17 protein-coding genes and 2 pseudogenes are annotated in these 13925 nt (G+C 60.8%); 7 read left to right on the top strand and 12 right to left on the bottom strand.

The genetic code is table 11. From position 1 onward, the window contains the following. From VF436_RS03390 to VF436_RS03375, 4 genes and pseudogenes are all read right to left on the bottom strand, one after another. A pseudogene (locus VF436_RS03390) lies at window positions 1-227 on the bottom strand (GNAT family N-acetyltransferase); the annotation flags it as partial. Beyond that, window positions 214-1170 carry a hypothetical protein gene (locus VF436_RS03385; RefSeq protein WP_330902571.1) on the bottom strand — a complete coding sequence of 319 codons (957 nt, stop codon included), beginning with the start codon at window positions 1168-1170 and terminating at the stop codon, window positions 214-216. The gene VF436_RS03385 and the pseudogene VF436_RS03390, both read right to left, overlap by 14 nt. A gap of 2 nt (window positions 1171-1172) precedes the next feature. Beyond that, a complete protein-coding gene (locus tag VF436_RS03380; protein WP_330902570.1) occupies window positions 1173-1838 on the bottom strand; it encodes an acetyltransferase in 666 nt (221 codons plus the stop codon). After that, window positions 1823-2260, bottom strand: coding sequence for an FdtA/QdtA family cupin domain-containing protein (locus VF436_RS03375; protein ID WP_330902569.1), 438 nt, complete (start codon window positions 2258-2260; stop codon window positions 1823-1825). The genes VF436_RS03380 and VF436_RS03375 overlap by 16 nt, the downstream gene beginning before the upstream one ends. Before the next feature lie 223 nt (window positions 2261-2483). Between VF436_RS03375 and VF436_RS03370 the strand changes: the two genes are divergently transcribed. The 7 genes from VF436_RS03370 (at window position 2484) to VF436_RS03340 (ending at window position 8356) form a co-directional block, all read left to right on the top strand. Next, the gene (locus VF436_RS03370) at window positions 2484-3056 is read left to right on the top strand and encodes a cytochrome b (RefSeq protein WP_414649807.1); all 573 of its coding nucleotides are present in this window, start codon (window positions 2484-2486) and stop codon (window positions 3054-3056) included. A gap of 52 nt (window positions 3057-3108) precedes the next feature. Then, the gene (locus VF436_RS03365; RefSeq protein ID WP_330902568.1) at window positions 3109-4488 is read left to right on the top strand and encodes a cytochrome C; all 1380 of its coding nucleotides are present in this window, start codon (window positions 3109-3111) and stop codon (window positions 4486-4488) included. 4 nt (window positions 4489-4492) lie between these two features. Beyond that, complete coding sequence (locus VF436_RS03360) at window positions 4493-4900, top strand: c-type cytochrome (RefSeq protein WP_414649806.1); 408 nt, start codon at window positions 4493-4495, stop codon at window positions 4898-4900. Between the two features lie 147 nt (window positions 4901-5047). Next, a complete protein-coding gene (locus VF436_RS03355) occupies window positions 5048-5779 on the top strand; it encodes a hypothetical protein (RefSeq protein WP_330902567.1) in 732 nt (243 codons plus the stop codon). A gap of 77 nt (window positions 5780-5856) precedes the next feature. Next, window positions 5857-6441 (top strand): RNA polymerase sigma factor, encoded by a 585-nt coding sequence (locus VF436_RS03350; RefSeq protein WP_330902566.1) that lies wholly within the window; start codon window positions 5857-5859, stop codon window positions 6439-6441. Beyond that, on the top strand, window positions 6438-7076 hold the full coding sequence (locus tag VF436_RS03345; protein ID WP_330902565.1) for a zf-HC2 domain-containing protein: 639 nt from the start codon (window positions 6438-6440) through the stop codon (window positions 7074-7076). Before VF436_RS03350 ends, VF436_RS03345 begins: the two co-directional genes overlap by 4 nt. Continuing rightward, the gene (locus VF436_RS03340) at window positions 7073-8356 is read left to right on the top strand and encodes a S8 family serine peptidase (RefSeq protein ID WP_330902564.1); all 1284 of its coding nucleotides are present in this window, start codon (window positions 7073-7075) and stop codon (window positions 8354-8356) included. The genes VF436_RS03345 and VF436_RS03340 overlap by 4 nt, the downstream gene beginning before the upstream one ends. A gap of 228 nt (window positions 8357-8584) precedes the next feature. On the opposite strand, the gene VF436_RS03335 is transcribed toward VF436_RS03340, so the two are convergent. The 8 genes and pseudogenes from VF436_RS03335 to VF436_RS03305 form a co-directional block, all read right to left on the bottom strand. Beyond that, window positions 8585-8857: a hypothetical protein gene (locus VF436_RS03335; protein WP_330902562.1), complete on the bottom strand. Its 273-nt coding sequence runs from the start codon at window positions 8855-8857 to the stop codon at window positions 8585-8587. A 36-nt stretch (window positions 8858-8893) separates the two neighbouring features. Continuing rightward, window positions 8894-9475 carry a hypothetical protein gene (locus VF436_RS03330; protein ID WP_330902561.1) on the bottom strand — a complete coding sequence of 194 codons (582 nt, stop codon included), beginning with the start codon at window positions 9473-9475 and terminating at the stop codon, window positions 8894-8896. 35 nt (window positions 9476-9510) lie between these two features. Further along, the gene (locus tag VF436_RS21670) at window positions 9511-10005 is read right to left on the bottom strand and encodes a DUF4189 domain-containing protein (RefSeq protein ID WP_414649805.1); all 495 of its coding nucleotides are present in this window, start codon (window positions 10003-10005) and stop codon (window positions 9511-9513) included. Next, window positions 9998-10423 (bottom strand): hypothetical protein, encoded by a 426-nt coding sequence (locus VF436_RS03325; RefSeq protein ID WP_330902560.1) that lies wholly within the window; start codon window positions 10421-10423, stop codon window positions 9998-10000. Before VF436_RS03325 ends, VF436_RS21670 begins: the two co-directional genes overlap by 8 nt. A 187-nt stretch (window positions 10424-10610) precedes the next feature. Beyond that, window positions 10611-12464 carry an XVIPCD domain-containing protein gene (locus VF436_RS03320; RefSeq protein ID WP_330902559.1) on the bottom strand — a complete coding sequence of 618 codons (1854 nt, stop codon included), beginning with the start codon at window positions 12462-12464 and terminating at the stop codon, window positions 10611-10613. Beyond that, window positions 12464-12982 (bottom strand): hypothetical protein, encoded by a 519-nt coding sequence (locus tag VF436_RS03315; RefSeq protein ID WP_330902558.1) that lies wholly within the window; start codon window positions 12980-12982, stop codon window positions 12464-12466. Before VF436_RS03315 ends, VF436_RS03320 begins: the two co-directional genes overlap by 1 nt. A 98-nt stretch (window positions 12983-13080) precedes the next feature. Continuing rightward, window positions 13081-13572, bottom strand: a complete 492-nt coding sequence (locus tag VF436_RS03310; protein WP_330902557.1) for a DUF4189 domain-containing protein — start codon at window positions 13570-13572, stop codon at window positions 13081-13083. Further along, window positions 13565-13925 (bottom strand): annotated as a pseudogene (locus VF436_RS03305) (hypothetical protein); the annotation flags it as partial. The gene VF436_RS03310 and the pseudogene VF436_RS03305, both read right to left, overlap by 8 nt.

Below are 13925 nucleotides of genomic sequence, written 5' to 3'. Positions count from 1 at the left end.
CCATAGGTCAGGCCGCCGTGACTGCGCACCTGATCGCCCAGGCGATCGGCAGGAAACACCGCGACAATCGCCCCCTCGCGCTCCACCACCAGCGACGCATCGACGAATCGATCGGCGTGGTAATCCATGTAGCCGCGTCGATGCAGCAGGTTGCCCTGACGCGACCCGGCGACGGCCCAATCCCAGGCGTCGGCATCGGCCGGTCCATACGGCCTAACCGTGAACACGACCGTCCCCTCGATAGAGGCCTTCGACCGTGGCGACGCCGAAGCCGGCCATGCCCATGTCGTTGCCGTTGTAGAACATCAGCAGGCCGTCACCGTGACGGATCAGCGAGGGATAGCAGATCACGCGCGAATCCCAGCCGGCATCGGACAGCGCAAGTCCCAGAGCCTCGTCGCGACGTTCCCAGCGCAGGCCGTCCTCGCTGAACGCCACACCGGGAAAATATTCGCCGGTGACGTTACCACGCGTGAAATACATGACGTAGCCACCGTTGAGGCGATACACACGAGGGCGCCCGATACGGTATTCGCTGCCCTGGGGCAACAGGCAGATGCGATCGTCGCGCGGCACGTCATGCAGGTCCGCCGTTTCGGCATGACGGATGTGGTAGCGCGGATACGGCTTGCCTTGCAGCATCTCCCAGTCGTCACCCACCGCATACCAGAGCCGCCAGCGTCCGTTCTCGAACATGGCCGTGTGGATGGCGGCAATGGTGCTGCGACCGGGCGCGCGATCGAGAATCGGCGTCTCCTGGTGCCGCTGGAATGTCTCGCCACCATCGCGCGAGATCGCCAGGCCGGTGAAAGCCAGGAACTTGGCTTTGGCCACGCGCTGGAATCCGACGTAGAACATGTGCAGGCCGCCCGGCGCCGCCACGACGTCGCCCAGGATCACACCGTTGTCGTCGAAACAGCCGTCACGACCGATATCCAGCACGGGTGACGGGCTGACTCGCAGCACCTGCCGGGGATCATCGGCACATACGTCCACATACCCGATGCGGCTGATGCCATCGGCATCGCGAAAGCCCGCATAGACGCGGATCGTTTCCTCGTCGAGCCGGTGTGGCGTGGGCGTGAGCGCCGAATGGCACATCCATCCACCCACACCCTGGCGCGCGGTATCGAAGACCAGCCCCTGCTTGGCCCAATGCAACGTACGCATGGCTACAGGCTCACGTCGAAGCTCGACTTGCCAGGCAAGGCCTTGGCCGGCGAACCCACGTAGATCCGCCCTGGCTCGGTATCGCGAACCACCAGGGCGCCGGAGCCGATCACATTGTCCTGTGCCACGTTCACGTGGTCGTTGAATGTGCTGTTGACGCCCAGGAAGCTGTTCTGGCCGATCTGGCAATAACCGGAAATCACCGCATGCGACGCCACGAACACGTTGTCGCCGATCACCGTGCGGTGGCCGACATGGTTGCCGCTCCACAACACGCAGTTGCTGCCGATGGTGACGAAGGGCTGGATCACGTTGTTTTCGAAAATGAAGCAGTGTTCGCCCAGTTGCGCATTGCGCCACACGAAGGCACGGCTGCTTACATAACTTGCCATGGCATAGCCGCGTGCCCGGGCATCCTGGTACAGCCGCGTGCGCAGCCGGTTGAGCTGACTCGACGGCACGGCCACGAAGGCGTCGAAATCGGCAGGTGGATAATACAAGGCCAGTTCCTCGTACGGCACCACCGGGTGACCGGCCAGCTCTGTCTCGCGCAACCACGAGCGCTCCACGCTGAAGGCAGCCACGTCATAGTCGCTGTCATGGGTGAAGTATTCACAGGCGATCTGCGCGAATTCGCCTGCGCCGATGATCACTAGCGGCCTCGCCATGCGGCAACGCCCTCCCGCATGGCATCACCATGCGCTTCGCGCAGGAACTGGTCGTAGTCGTAGATATAGTCGGCCGGGTCATAGAGCTGGTCGGCCAGAACCATCAGCACGCAATCGTCACTGAAGTCGTACAGCTCGCGCCACACCATGCTGCCGATCATCAGGCCTTGCGCGGGGTCATCCAGGCGTACCTCCTGCGCGCCGCTGCCGTCATCGAGCAGGATGGTGACCGCGCCGCGCACCGCGATGGCCATCTGGGTGAGATGGCGATGGGCATGCTGGCCGCGATGCACGTCGCCGCGCGTGGCATACACGTAGTAGACCCGTCGTATGTCGAACGGCACGTTGCGCTGCTCTTCCAGCGCCACGAGCATGCCACGGCTGTCGCCGTGCGGTTGCAACTGGATGCGTTCGATATCCATGGGCCTGGCCGTGAGTGTCCGGTGAACGTGCTTCCCGGTTGAGTGCCACCCACGGCAGGAAAGGTTGCGCCCGTCCGTGACTTCGTCACCTTGCGTAACGTCGCCTCCCGTTGCCGGCCCGTCGCGCAACCTTTCCCGAAGCCGCCAGCACTCACGGGCAATGCCTCGTATCGGCCGGCCGAAACCCTCGGATGGCCACCAGGCGATGCTCGGGGACGGCGGGATGACGGCAACACGCAACGATCGTTCGATGACTGGCAACGGTGCGCAAGCGCGCCCGCGCAAGGTGGTGTGGCTGCACTGGCTCACCGTGCTGTGCCTGCTGCTGGCCGCCGGCCTGATCTTTGCGCGCGATGAACTCGATGGCCGCGCGCTGCGCCAATGGTTGCTCGAAGGCCATCGACATTTTGGCCTGCTGGTGTTGCTGTTGTTCGCCGCGCGCGTGCTGGTACGCATCCGGGTCGGCAGGCTTGCCGCCGAAGGCCAGTCATCGCGCCTGCTGCGCCTGGCTGCCGGCATCACGCACCTGGCGCTGTATGCCGTGTTGCTCACGCTGCCGCTGCTGGGCTGGGCGTTGAGCAATGCCGAGGGCAAGCCCGTGCATTTTCTCGGCCTGACGTTGCCGGCCCTGGTCGGTGAGGATGAAGACCTCGCCGACAACCTGCTCGACTGGCACCAGGACGCCGCCTGGGTGCTACTTGCACTGGCGTGCGTGCACGTCGGTGCCGCGCTCTGGCACCACTTCATCCTGCGCGACGGCACGTTGCGCGGAATGCTGCCGCAACGCCGCCGCTGATGGGCGCAAGGCGTTGGTAACCGTCGGACCCCATCGATCCAAAGGAGCCCCCATGTTGTCCCTTTCCCCCTCCCGCCGCAGACGACGGCCCGGCACGCTGCTTTCATGGAGTGCCCTGGCGTTGTTGCTGCTGCTCGGCAGCAGCGCCGCGCAAGCCATCCCTGCCTTTGCACGCCAGACCGGCTCATCGTGCGCCGATTGTCATGCCGGCTCGTACGGCAACCTGGCCACAGGCCCCAACCTCACGCCCTACGGCATGCGGTTCAAGCTCAATGGTTTCACCGACACCGATGGCAACGGCACCAAGATCCCGCTATCGGGCCAGCTCACCGAAACCCATAACGCACCGGCGCAGGGCCAAAGCAGCACGGCACTGACCGAGGCGGACCTGTACGTGGCCGGCCGCATCAGCGACAACTTCGGCGGCTATGCCAAGGTGGAAGCCGACTACGCCGGCCACAACAACGTCTACAACACCAAGCTGACCAACCTGGACCTGCGCTACGTCGCCAAGGAACTGAAGCTTGGCGGCAAGGATTTCACGCTTGGCGTGAGCATCAACACCAGCCCGGGCTTCGACGATCCGATCTCGATCCTGCCGATGTCGGCCTATCTTGGGCCGCCCGGTGGGAGCGGCCCGACGGGAACATTCCTCAACAATTCCAGCGCACGCTCGGTGGCCGGCCACCTGATCGGCAGCACGGTATATGGCCTGTTCGACAAGAACTGGTACGGCGAAGTGGGCACCTATCGCACCCTGCCCACGTCCACGCAGGATCACCTGGGCTACGACATCGGCAGCGATCCGGGGCGCATCAGCGATACCGGCTACTTCCGCTTTGCGTACATGAAAGACCTCAAGCGCCAGTTCTTCTCGATCGGCGTGGTGGGCCTGACCACCAAGCGGCAATTCCCGCGCAACGCACCCGCCGACAGGCTGACCGACCTCGGTTATGACCTCAGTTACCAATTCCTGGGCAACCGCGACAACATCGTGCAGCTCAGCTACGTGAACATCATGGAGCGGCGCAAGTACGGCACCGTTTTCCCCAACCCGGCCAATCCGGCGCAACTGGCATTGCCTCGCGGCGTAGTGCACGACCAGACCCTGAGCGCCACCTACGTGTTCAAGCAGAGCTACGGCTTGCAGGTGGCGCACCTGGAAAGCAACGGCACGCGTGACGCGGCGCGGTTCACCCCCTATGGCAACCCCGACACCACCGCCAACCTTTTCAGCGTGTTCTGGACCCCGTTCGGCAAGGAGGATTCGTTCACCACGATCGCCAATCTCAAGCTGGCCCTGACCTGGTTCCGCTTCACCAAGGTCGATGGCACCACGGACAACATCTTCGGCCTGCCGATCGGCGTGGCCGGCCCACGAAAGCCAGGGGACCTCAACGCGTTCTCCGTCTCGGCCAGCGTCGCGTTCTAAACCGATGAAGGAGCACACAGTGAGCAAATGGTTGGTTGGACTGGGTGTAGCCCTGCTGCTGTCCGGCGGCATGGCTGCATCCCCGGCTGCCCGCGCGGGCGATGCCGAAAAAGGCGCAGACGTATTCAAATCCGAATGCGCCGAGTGCCACACGGTCAAGCAGGGCCGCAACAAGAAGGGCCCAAGCCTGTTCGGCATCGTGGGGCGCAAGGCGGGCTCCCTGCCCGACTACGAATACTCCGATGCGCTCAAGGCACGCGCCGGCAGTTGGGTCTGGACCCCCGAACAGTTGCACACGTATCTGTCGCAGCCGGCCAAACAGGCAAACCCGGGGACCAAAATGAAATACGATGGACTCACGGATGCCAAGCAGCTGGATGACCTCATCACCTACTTGGGAACCGTCCACTGACCAGGTAGCCGAGCCCGTGCCCCAGCGAATCGAAGGCATCCATGCCGACCACGATGTAAAGATGCCGCAAAGCATTCGCACAGGAAAACCACGATACGCACGCGCCGTGGCGGCCTCCCGCCACGGCGCCTTGCGTTCGCACACCGCATGAAGGCTCGTCGTGGCACCGCGCTGGCCATGTTGCCCGCAGCCATCGTCGTGGCATGCCTGCCGCTTCGATTGCATGCGCAGTCGAGCCCGTTCAGCGGCACGCTGGCGCTCAATTCCCAACTGGTCGATCGCGGCCTGGCGATCACGCGATCCACGCCGATCCTGCAAGGTGCCGCCTCCTGGAACTCCCCCGGCGGCTGGACGCTGGGCGCGGCGGCCGGCGTGCAGGCACGCGCTCCCGGGCGCATGGCCGAAGCCCTGGTACAAGGCGCGCGAAGCTGGTCGCTCTCCGACTCCTGGCAGATGCAGGCCAATCTTCTTTATTACGACTACGGCAGTGGCGCGCGCGTACGACTCTACGACCGCGCCGAGGTGGGTGCGCACTGGATCTACCGCGACGTGTTGACCGTTGGCGTATCGGCCATCCATGCCATCAACGGCCACCACGACAAGCCCATGCCGGCAGGTGACCTGACCGTGCATTGGCCGCTGCCCGGCGGCTTTTCGCTGACCGGCGGCATCGGCGTGGCGCAATACCTGCTGCCACCGCGCGGGCACTATTACGACAGCCGCGCCTTCACCTATCGCTACGGCGATGCCGGCGTGGCCTGGACGCACGGCCCGTGGCGGCTGGCGCTCGATCGCATCGCCACCGACCTGTCGCTGCCCAGCGGCAGCCGGGGACCGGGGGCGCCACGCTGGGTGGGCAGCGTTTCCGTGGGCTTCTGAGCCGGATACAACCTTTTTCCGGTTTCCGGGTACTTACGCGGGCAAAGAGCCGTTTTCCGGCTGTTTCCCACGGACCCATGAACGACACCGACCTCCAATCCGACGCCACCGACCGCCTGCTGCTCCAGCGCATGGCGGCCGGCGACCGTGCGGCGCTGTCGATGCTCTATCGCAGCTACCACGGCCGCCTGTGCCGATTTCTCTCCCGCCTGACGCGGCGTGCCGATGTCATCGAAGAGGTCATCAACGACTGCTTCTGGATTGCCTGGCAGAAAGCCGGCACCTTCCATGGCGACTCGCGGGTGTCCACCTGGATCATGGGCATCGCCTACCGCTGCGGCCTCAAGGCACTGCGCCAGCATGGCGACGAGCCGGTGGAAGACGATCCCTCGCGCGAAGACCGCAGCCAGGCACACGATCCGGATGAAGACCGCGAACTGCGCGACTGGCTGGCCAAGGGACTGGACCGGCTCTCGGTCGACCAGCGTGTGGTGGTGGAGCTGGTGTACGGCGTGGGTCATAGCCTGGACGACGTGGCCGTGATCATGCAGTGTCCGGTGGGCACGGTAAAAGCCCGCCTTTTCCATGCGCGAGTCAAGCTGCGCAACGTGCTACCCGCACTGGCCGGCGACTCGGCCAGGCAGAAAGAGATCGTGTCATGACATTCGCCAACGAATCGAGCAGGGACTGCGCCCAGGCCTGGGAAGCCATGCCATGGGTGCTACAGGACAGCGCATCGACCGAGCAGAGCGACTGGCTCATGAGCCATCTCGCCCGCTGCGCCGGTTGCAGCGCCGAATTCGCCCAGCAAAGCCGCCTGCGACAGGCCTTGCAACTGCCGACGGATGTGGCGCTGGACGCCAACGTCGGCCTCAAGCGCTTGCTGACCCGGCTGGACATGCCCGAGCCGCAGGCCTTGCCCGAGCGTCGCCGCGCGGGTGGTTGGGTGACCCGCCTGCTGGCCGCCGCCGTGCTGGTGCAGGCCATCGGCCTGGGCGCCCTGGGCACCCGGCTCTGGAGCGAGAACGAGCACGCCGCGTACCATACGTTGAGCAGCCCCGATGCCACGCCCGTGGCCCCGGGAGCCATCCACGTCGTGCCGGACCCCACCATGAAGCTCACCGACTGGAACGCCCTGCTCCGCTCCCTGCATCTGCAGGTCGTCGGTGGCCCGAACGAGGTCGGCGCATACACCGTCGTGCCGGTCGGCCCGCCCACGGTCGCCGCGCAGGCGTTACAGCAATTGCGCGGCAACCAGGGCGTGCGCATGGCCGAGCCGGTCAGCGGGACGCCATGAACAAAGCGGTTCCTGCCCTGCTGACTGTGCTGCTGGCACTTGGCGGTTGCGCCGCCACGCGGCCGGCGACGCCACGCGCGCAGTCGGTGGCACCCACCCGCACCGCTGCGATGAACAGCCAGCGCGACATCGTGCTGGCGGTGGACAACCCGCTCGATCCCCCCTCCACCCACGCTGGCTCCAGCCTGCTCGGCTACGCGCCGGCCGCCCACTACGGCGCCGGCCAGCGTGCGGTGTCGCTGCTGGCGAGCCTGCGGCAGCGCTACGGCTGGCACGAGCTTACCGGCTGGCCGATCAAGGCGCTCAACGTCTACTGCATCGTGCTCGAACCTCCGGCTGGCATGTCTCGCGACGACCTGCTCAAGGCCCTGGCCAGTGACCACCGTGTGCAACTGGCGCAGCCGCTCCAGGATTATTCCGTCTACGCGGACAAGGACGCCCCGCAGCATCACTACAACGACCCCTACGCCGACTTGCAACGCGGCTTCGTCGAAACGCAGGCCGCACTTGCCCACGAAGCCACCCAGGGCGATGGCGTGCGCGTGGCCGTGGTCGACACCGGCGTGGACCTCAAGCACCCCGATCTGCAAGGCCGTATTGGCGATACGCGCGATGAGGTGGGCGACGACGCGGCAGCCTTCGACAAGGATCACCACGGCACGGAAGTGGCCGGCATCATCGCCGCCGTCGGCGACAACCACAAAGGCATCGTCGGCATCGCGCCAAAAGCCTCGCTCAACGTATACAAGGCCTGCTGGTACCAGCCGGCCGACAGCGGCGCGCACTGCAACTCCTTCACCCTGGCCAAGGCGCTGGCCGCCGTCATCGACACCGATGCGCGCATCGTCAACCTCAGCCTGGGCGGCCCGGCCGATCCCCTGTTAAGCCGCCTGCTCGGCCAGTTGCTCGAACAAGGCCGCGTCGTGGTGGCGGCCATGCCACCGGACGGCAGCCTCGACGGTTTTCCCGACGCCGCGCCCGGCGTCATCGTCGTGCGCAGCAGTGCCAGCACGCCGGCACCGACGGGCGTACTAAGCGCGCCAGGCAACGATATCCTCACCACCCAACCCGGCGGCGGCTACGACTTCACCTCCGGCTCGTCGATGGCTACCGCGCACGTCAGCGGTATCGCCGCGCTATTGCTGTCGCTCTCGCCCAAGCTCGACGCCCGCACCGTGCACCAGCTGCTGCTCGAAAGCAGCAAGCCAGCCAACGGCCTGTTGCAAGTCAACGCCGAGGCTGCCGTGGAAGCCCTGCGCAAGCAGCAAGCCAGGCGGTAGCCCATTCGTTCGCGATGCGAGGCGCGACTTAGGTCGCGGCTTGGAGGGTTAGAGCCGAAACCTGCGACAGAATCGCCGATAGCAGGGAATCCTTGGAACCGCCCATCGCCAGAGCCAAGATCCCGGCCTACGCGTGGCGGACGGACAAGTCGGTTTTCAGAGCTTTCCAGGAATCGCTCGCACGCAAACCGGAGATGCCGGAACCGTCGAATGGCGTTTCGAATGTCTTTACCAGTGCCATGGCGTGATCGTTGAAGGCATGGCCCAGTCGCGCAGCCTGCTGATGCCCTTGAGCATCAGAGGACCATCTTTGGTCACGCCGTCCTTGAAGGGTTCGCGATCAAATTCGGTGCCGCGATGGGCAATGATGACCTCGCCAGTGTTCTGGCGTTGATAGGCGACGGCTTGGTAGCCGGATTTTTTATCGGCGACGGCTAGGACCTTGTATTGGATGCCATCAATAGTCGGTCTTGCCTTTTTCTCTTGTGTGATAACAGTCATCGGCCAGCATGACAGCCTGCCTGGTCTTGGCATCCATTAAAAAGCTTCCTTTCCGGTGATTGTGACGGAGAAAAATTTATCCAGTTTTGTTTTGTTGTTTTCGTTTAGAGGCGCTCCAAATATTTTCAAGGGTTCCGAGGAATTTTTGTAATCTTCAAGGAGAAAGTAAGTGGACGTTGGATTTCCTCTTTGAATTTCTTCGGCGGTGGCGGAAAGGTAGAATGTATTACCGTTAACCGTCGGTGTTATTGTTATCGATTGAAGCTTCCACTGACAGACTCCGAGTCCGTAGTAATCATCCCCTTTAAAGAGGTCTAGGTATAGTTCTCCGATGTATGCGTCCTCCGAGACTTTTTTAAGTTCAAATTCAGGCCATTCGGCTTGCGTGGCGCGAACTCCGCTTATTGGGTCTTCTGAAACGCATTGTCGGTTTTCGATTCTATATGTCAGGAATCCCTTGACTTCGTCAAAAGGTCCAGGGCTTTTGTTAATATTCATGGTGACTTGGTAATGCATCCTAGGATTCGGATTTCTTTCGACTTCAAATTTTTTCATGGGCTTGTCACAGGCTGCGAGCACGAATATTAGGAGGGCGGTGAATTTAATGGATTGATTCATTTGTATTTTGCCATTGCGTATCATCTCTTTATAATTTAATCGACGCGTTCCGCGTAGCTGCACTTGCTATATATGAGCTCGCAGGACCCCGTTTTTTTGCAGTTTTTCATGACAAGATCTTCCGCTATGTTTTTGTATGGACCTGTGCCATAGCTTATTTTCCCTTCGTTACTTGCTATGGCTGCGCATTGATTGTGATACGCAAATACAAGTCGGCATTGTTTTCCTCCTTTTTCCTCGCAGTTTTTCATGACTTTTTTAACGGCAACGCGCTTGCTTTTCTCGCCAGACGACAAGCTGATTCGATCGGTATCCTTGTCATACGCTATCGCTCCCCATCGACTTTTCCAGATGGCTTGAGCTGGCGATTGGGCTCCATGCCCATGCTGCCCGCCCGGCGAACCAGGGACATCGGGTGGTACACAACCAGGATTGCCAGCCCCCGGTATGCCTGGAGCACACTGAGAGAAGGTTGAGTTGCTGATGATCCAAAGCGATATGAATATCAAGTAACAATATTTTTTAGCCACGTCCTATCTCATCGGTTTGTGGTGTGGAAGTGTTTACTTGCCATGTGGCGTTTCTCATGTTCTGGGCCTGTCTTTCGTTTTCAGCCAAGACTGAATCACGGATTGGTGCCGGGCTTCTGCTACTGCTAGCGTTTACCCCAGGCGGCACCTGCCCATCCTTAGCCCCCACATTCCCAAACGACGAATACACTGAGAACGTGGCCAGCATGCCCTGGAAGAAACTGGCGGCGATAGGCGGTGCGGACACGATCAGGATCGACAGCACCAGGCCCAGGCCGCCTTGTTGCAGGGCCATGCTGTTGATGCCGTTCATGCCTTCGCCCAGGTCGAGGAACTTGGCGGCCGCATAGCGCGCCAGGAAGGAGGCGGCAACGGCCTGCACCATCTTCAAGGAGAGCGCGATGGTGAAACTGAGCACGCCCAACGAGAACAGGGTGCCTACGTCGTCGTGCGGCCAGAGGTCTGACGGTGTCGGTAGCCGGTAAAGTCAGCGAGGGGGTGGAGCTGTAAACCATGATCCTTGTCGGTCCAAACGTGGCAGCCCCCTGGCTGCCGGGTGAATATCCATGAAGTCAACGATCCATCGTTGCCTTTGTTCAAAACCCTTACCGCCCGAACGAGCGCCCTGGCGATGCCACTGATAGCTGAAGACGCTCCTGTTCCTGCTGCTCCAGTTGTTGCTGCACGGGCTCGGGGGTGGTGTCTTTCCAGGCCTGGCTATGCACCTGTATCGGGGTGCGGGCGGTGGTATTGGTGTTGGTGATGGCGCTGTTGGACACCCACGACTCGTTGCCTTGAATGATGTTTATCTGGGTGAGGTCCGGACTGAGCATGACCTTGTCGATGCGCGTCATGCCTTGTTCGCGAGCCAGCACGACCAGGCCGGCGGCCAGCTGTTCGGAATGGTGATCGGTGGGACGCCGGTGCAGGACATCCAGGTTTTTCACGCCAGCGAACGCTTGCTGGTAGAGCTGGCGATCGGGGTGGGCAGGGTCGTTCAACAGCAGCATGGGTTTTTCAGGGTGCAGCACCTTGTGCATGCCCTCGCCGAGCTTTTCCAGGCCCTCATCGACCGCGCGACTGGCAGCCTGCACGTTTCGCCGGGTGACATCCACGCCCTGCTGAACCGTCTTGGCCGTGCCCTCGATGGCGCTATCGAGCGCAACGCCAGCCTGATGACTGAGTTCCTGGGCACCTTGCTTGATATGACTGACGGTCTGCTGGACCTGATGCTTGACGTTGTCGGTGGCCTGATCCATCGCGTGGGACACGCGGTTGGTGGTGTCGACAATGGCGTGCCCGGCGTCGGAGACCTTTTGCTTGATGTGGTCGGTGGTCTGATCCATCGCGTCAGAAACGCGGTTGGCGGTGTCCACAATGGCGTGTCCGGCGTCGGAGACCTTTTGCTTGATGTGGTCGGTGGCCTGATCCATCGCGTCAGAAACGCGGTTGGTGGTGTCGACAATGGCGTGCTTGGTGTCGCTCAACAGGTTATGCATCCATCGGGTGGCCGCGTCCTTGTAGCCGGTGATTTTCGCCAGCTTGTTCTTGACGGGATCCGATTCAAGCGCGGCTTCGCGGGCGTGCTCGACAAGCGTGCCCAAGGCTTGCGCATCGCAGATTTCGAAGTCGTTGGTGAGCAGCTTTCTGGCGCACGCGGCGGCAGTCAGGCGATGCTCCATCACATTGCCCCGGAATCCGTTGACCTCGACGGCATATGTCTTGGCGCGGAGTTCGTTTTCCCGGCTGATGATGCTGGTGCCGTGGAAGGGATTGACGGGCAGGAAATTGCCCATGCGATGGGCATCGATATTGCTGGTGAGAAACGGGTTGGCTCCGATGCCACTGGAAGCGTGATCGATGTAGCGTCCGCGTTTGAGCATGGCGGCGTCGCGTTCGGACATGTAGACATGGACTTCACCGAAATGCGGGCTGGCGGCGCTGACCAGATCGGTCGCCACGACGTGGTTCTGCACCAGGCTGCCGCCCTCGGGCAGCTTGTAGCCCAGGCCCGCTGCACCATAGGCGTTGAAGGTGATGCCCGGAAGGTTGTATCGATGACACATCAACTGGGTGAGCGTGCCACCCAGCGAATGGCCGGTGATGCTGATGGCGACGGGGCCCTTGAAGTGCGGTTCAGATGCCTTCGCTAGCGCGATGGCATGTTCGGTGAAGGCGACGGCGTCGTCGTATTGGGTATTGACGCCTTTGAGCACCATATGGCCGTCTGCAATCACGCCATCCTTGAAGGGTTCGCGATCGAATTCGGTGCCACGATAGGCAATGATGACGGCCCCGGTGTCCTGGCGTTGGTAGGCGACAGCCTGGAAGCCGGATTTTTGATCGGCGACGGCGATAATTTTGTATTCGATGCCATCGATAGTTTCGATTTTGCCCTCTTCCTTGGCGCGGTAACTGTCATCGGCCAGCATGGCCGCTTCCCTGGTCTTAGCCTCCATTAAAACATCCTCTTTCCGGTGAAGGTGACGGAGAAAAATTCATCCAGGAATTTTTTGTTGTTCTCGTTTAAGGGTACTGCGCTGTTGTCCTTTGGCCGATCACCTTGCTCGTAATCATCCAAGAGGAAATAGAGATCCCGGGGCTGTTCGTCTTGAATTTTTTTGGCGGAGAATCCCGCGCGAAGAATATTAGATTTAGTCATCAAATTTATATTTACGGATTGAAGCCTCCAATAGCAGACCCCAAGGCCGTAGTAGTCACCTCCTTCGAGAAGGTCGAAATACACGTCACCCACGTACGTATCTTCCGCGATTTTTTTCATTTCAAATTCGGGGTATTCGCTTTGTGATACGCGAACGCCACTTATGGGAGCAGGGCGAACGCAAGATTGATTTCTGATTTCGTATGTCATGCTTCCTTTGGCGCTATCAAACGGACCAGGGCTTTTGTTGATCTTCATCGTCAACTGGTAACGCACGCGGGGATGAGAATTTCTTTCGACGTCGAATTTTTCCATGGGCTTATCGCAGGCTGTGAGCGCAAGGGTTAGTGCGGGAATGAATTTAAAGATGTTCTTCATTTGAATTTTGGAGGATAGGATCATCTCGTTAGAAGTTAATTGACACGTTCTGCGTAGTTGCATTTGCTGTAGATAATTTCACATGGTTCGATTTTTTCGCATTTTTTTAGCGCCAGTTCTTCGGCGATGGATTTATACGGTCCTCTTCCATAGCCTATGTTATTTTCATTGCTCGCAATGGCGGCGCACTGATTGTAGTAGGCAAATACAAGATCACACTTTTTTCCGCCCTTTTCCTTGCAATTTTTTATGACCTTTTTAACGGCTATGCGTTTGCTTTTCTCGCCAGAAGACAAACTGAATCGGTCAGTATCTTTGTCGTAGACAATTGCGCCCCATCGAGCTTCCCAGATGGGTTCAGGCGTCGATGATGCGTAGTTGTGCTGTCGCCCAGGAGAGCCTGGGACATCCGGAGGAACGCATCCTGGATTGCCCACCCCCGGTATTCCGGGGGCACATTGAGAAAAAGCCGATTTTCCAGCCAAGCAAAGTAATAGAAGGATCAAGCGGCTATGTTTTCTAGTCACGTCGTATCTCGTCGATCTGTGATGTGGGGGTATGTGCTTGCCGTGCGGCGTGATTCACGCCTCGGTTCTGTCTTTCGTGTGCAGCTGAAGACAATTCGAGGTTTGCCGAAGAATTCGCATGAGTGCTCGCGCTCACCCCAGGCGGCACCTGCCCATCCTTAGCCCCCACATTCCCAAACGACGAATACACTGAGAACGTAGCCAGCATGCCTTGGAAGAAACTGGCGGCGATGGGTGGTGCGGACACGATCAGGATCGACAGCACCAGGCCCAGGCCGCCTTGTTGCAGGGCCATGCTGTTGATGCCGTTCATGCCTTCGCCCAGGTCGAGGAATTTGGCGGCCGCATAGCGG

The sequence above is a fragment of the Dyella sp. genome, from assembly GCF_036384435.1.
Taxonomy (GTDB): domain Bacteria; phylum Pseudomonadota; class Gammaproteobacteria; order Xanthomonadales; family Rhodanobacteraceae; genus GSA-30.
Note: the sequence above shows the minus strand (reverse complement) of the source record. Positions and strands in the feature narration are given on the sequence as shown.

Excerpts from the sequence above, each read along its gene's own strand:
- VF436_RS03385 (WP_330902571.1), bottom strand. The coding sequence starts at position 1,170 with ATGCGTACGTTGCATTGGGCCAAGCAGGGGCTGGTCTTCGATACCGCG.
- VF436_RS03380 (WP_330902570.1), bottom strand. The coding sequence starts at position 1,838 with ATGGCGAGGCCGCTAGTGATCATCGGCGCAGGCGAATTCGCGCAGATC.
- VF436_RS03375 (WP_330902569.1), bottom strand. The coding sequence starts at position 2,260 with ATGGATATCGAACGCATCCAGTTGCAACCGCACGGCGACAGCCGTGGC.
- VF436_RS03370 (WP_414649807.1), top strand. The coding sequence starts at position 2,484 with ATGACGGCAACACGCAACGATCGTTCGATGACTGGCAACGGTGCGCAA.
- VF436_RS03365 (WP_330902568.1), top strand. The coding sequence starts at position 3,109 with ATGTTGTCCCTTTCCCCCTCCCGCCGCAGACGACGGCCCGGCACGCTG.
- VF436_RS03360 (WP_414649806.1), top strand. The coding sequence starts at position 4,493 with ATGAAGGAGCACACAGTGAGCAAATGGTTGGTTGGACTGGGTGTAGCC.
- VF436_RS03355 (WP_330902567.1), top strand. The coding sequence starts at position 5,048 with ATGAAGGCTCGTCGTGGCACCGCGCTGGCCATGTTGCCCGCAGCCATC.
- VF436_RS03350 (WP_330902566.1), top strand. The coding sequence starts at position 5,857 with ATGAACGACACCGACCTCCAATCCGACGCCACCGACCGCCTGCTGCTC.
- VF436_RS03345 (WP_330902565.1), top strand. The coding sequence starts at position 6,438 with ATGACATTCGCCAACGAATCGAGCAGGGACTGCGCCCAGGCCTGGGAA.
- VF436_RS03340 (WP_330902564.1), top strand. The coding sequence starts at position 7,073 with ATGAACAAAGCGGTTCCTGCCCTGCTGACTGTGCTGCTGGCACTTGGC.
- VF436_RS03335 (WP_330902562.1), bottom strand. The coding sequence starts at position 8,857 with ATGACTGTTATCACACAAGAGAAAAAGGCAAGACCGACTATTGATGGC.
- VF436_RS03330 (WP_330902561.1), bottom strand. The coding sequence starts at position 9,475 with ATGAATCAATCCATTAAATTCACCGCCCTCCTAATATTCGTGCTCGCA.
- VF436_RS03320 (WP_330902559.1), bottom strand. The coding sequence starts at position 12,464 with ATGGAGGCTAAGACCAGGGAAGCGGCCATGCTGGCCGATGACAGTTAC.
- VF436_RS03315 (WP_330902558.1), bottom strand. The coding sequence starts at position 12,982 with ATGGAAAAATTCGACGTCGAAAGAAATTCTCATCCCCGCGTGCGTTAC.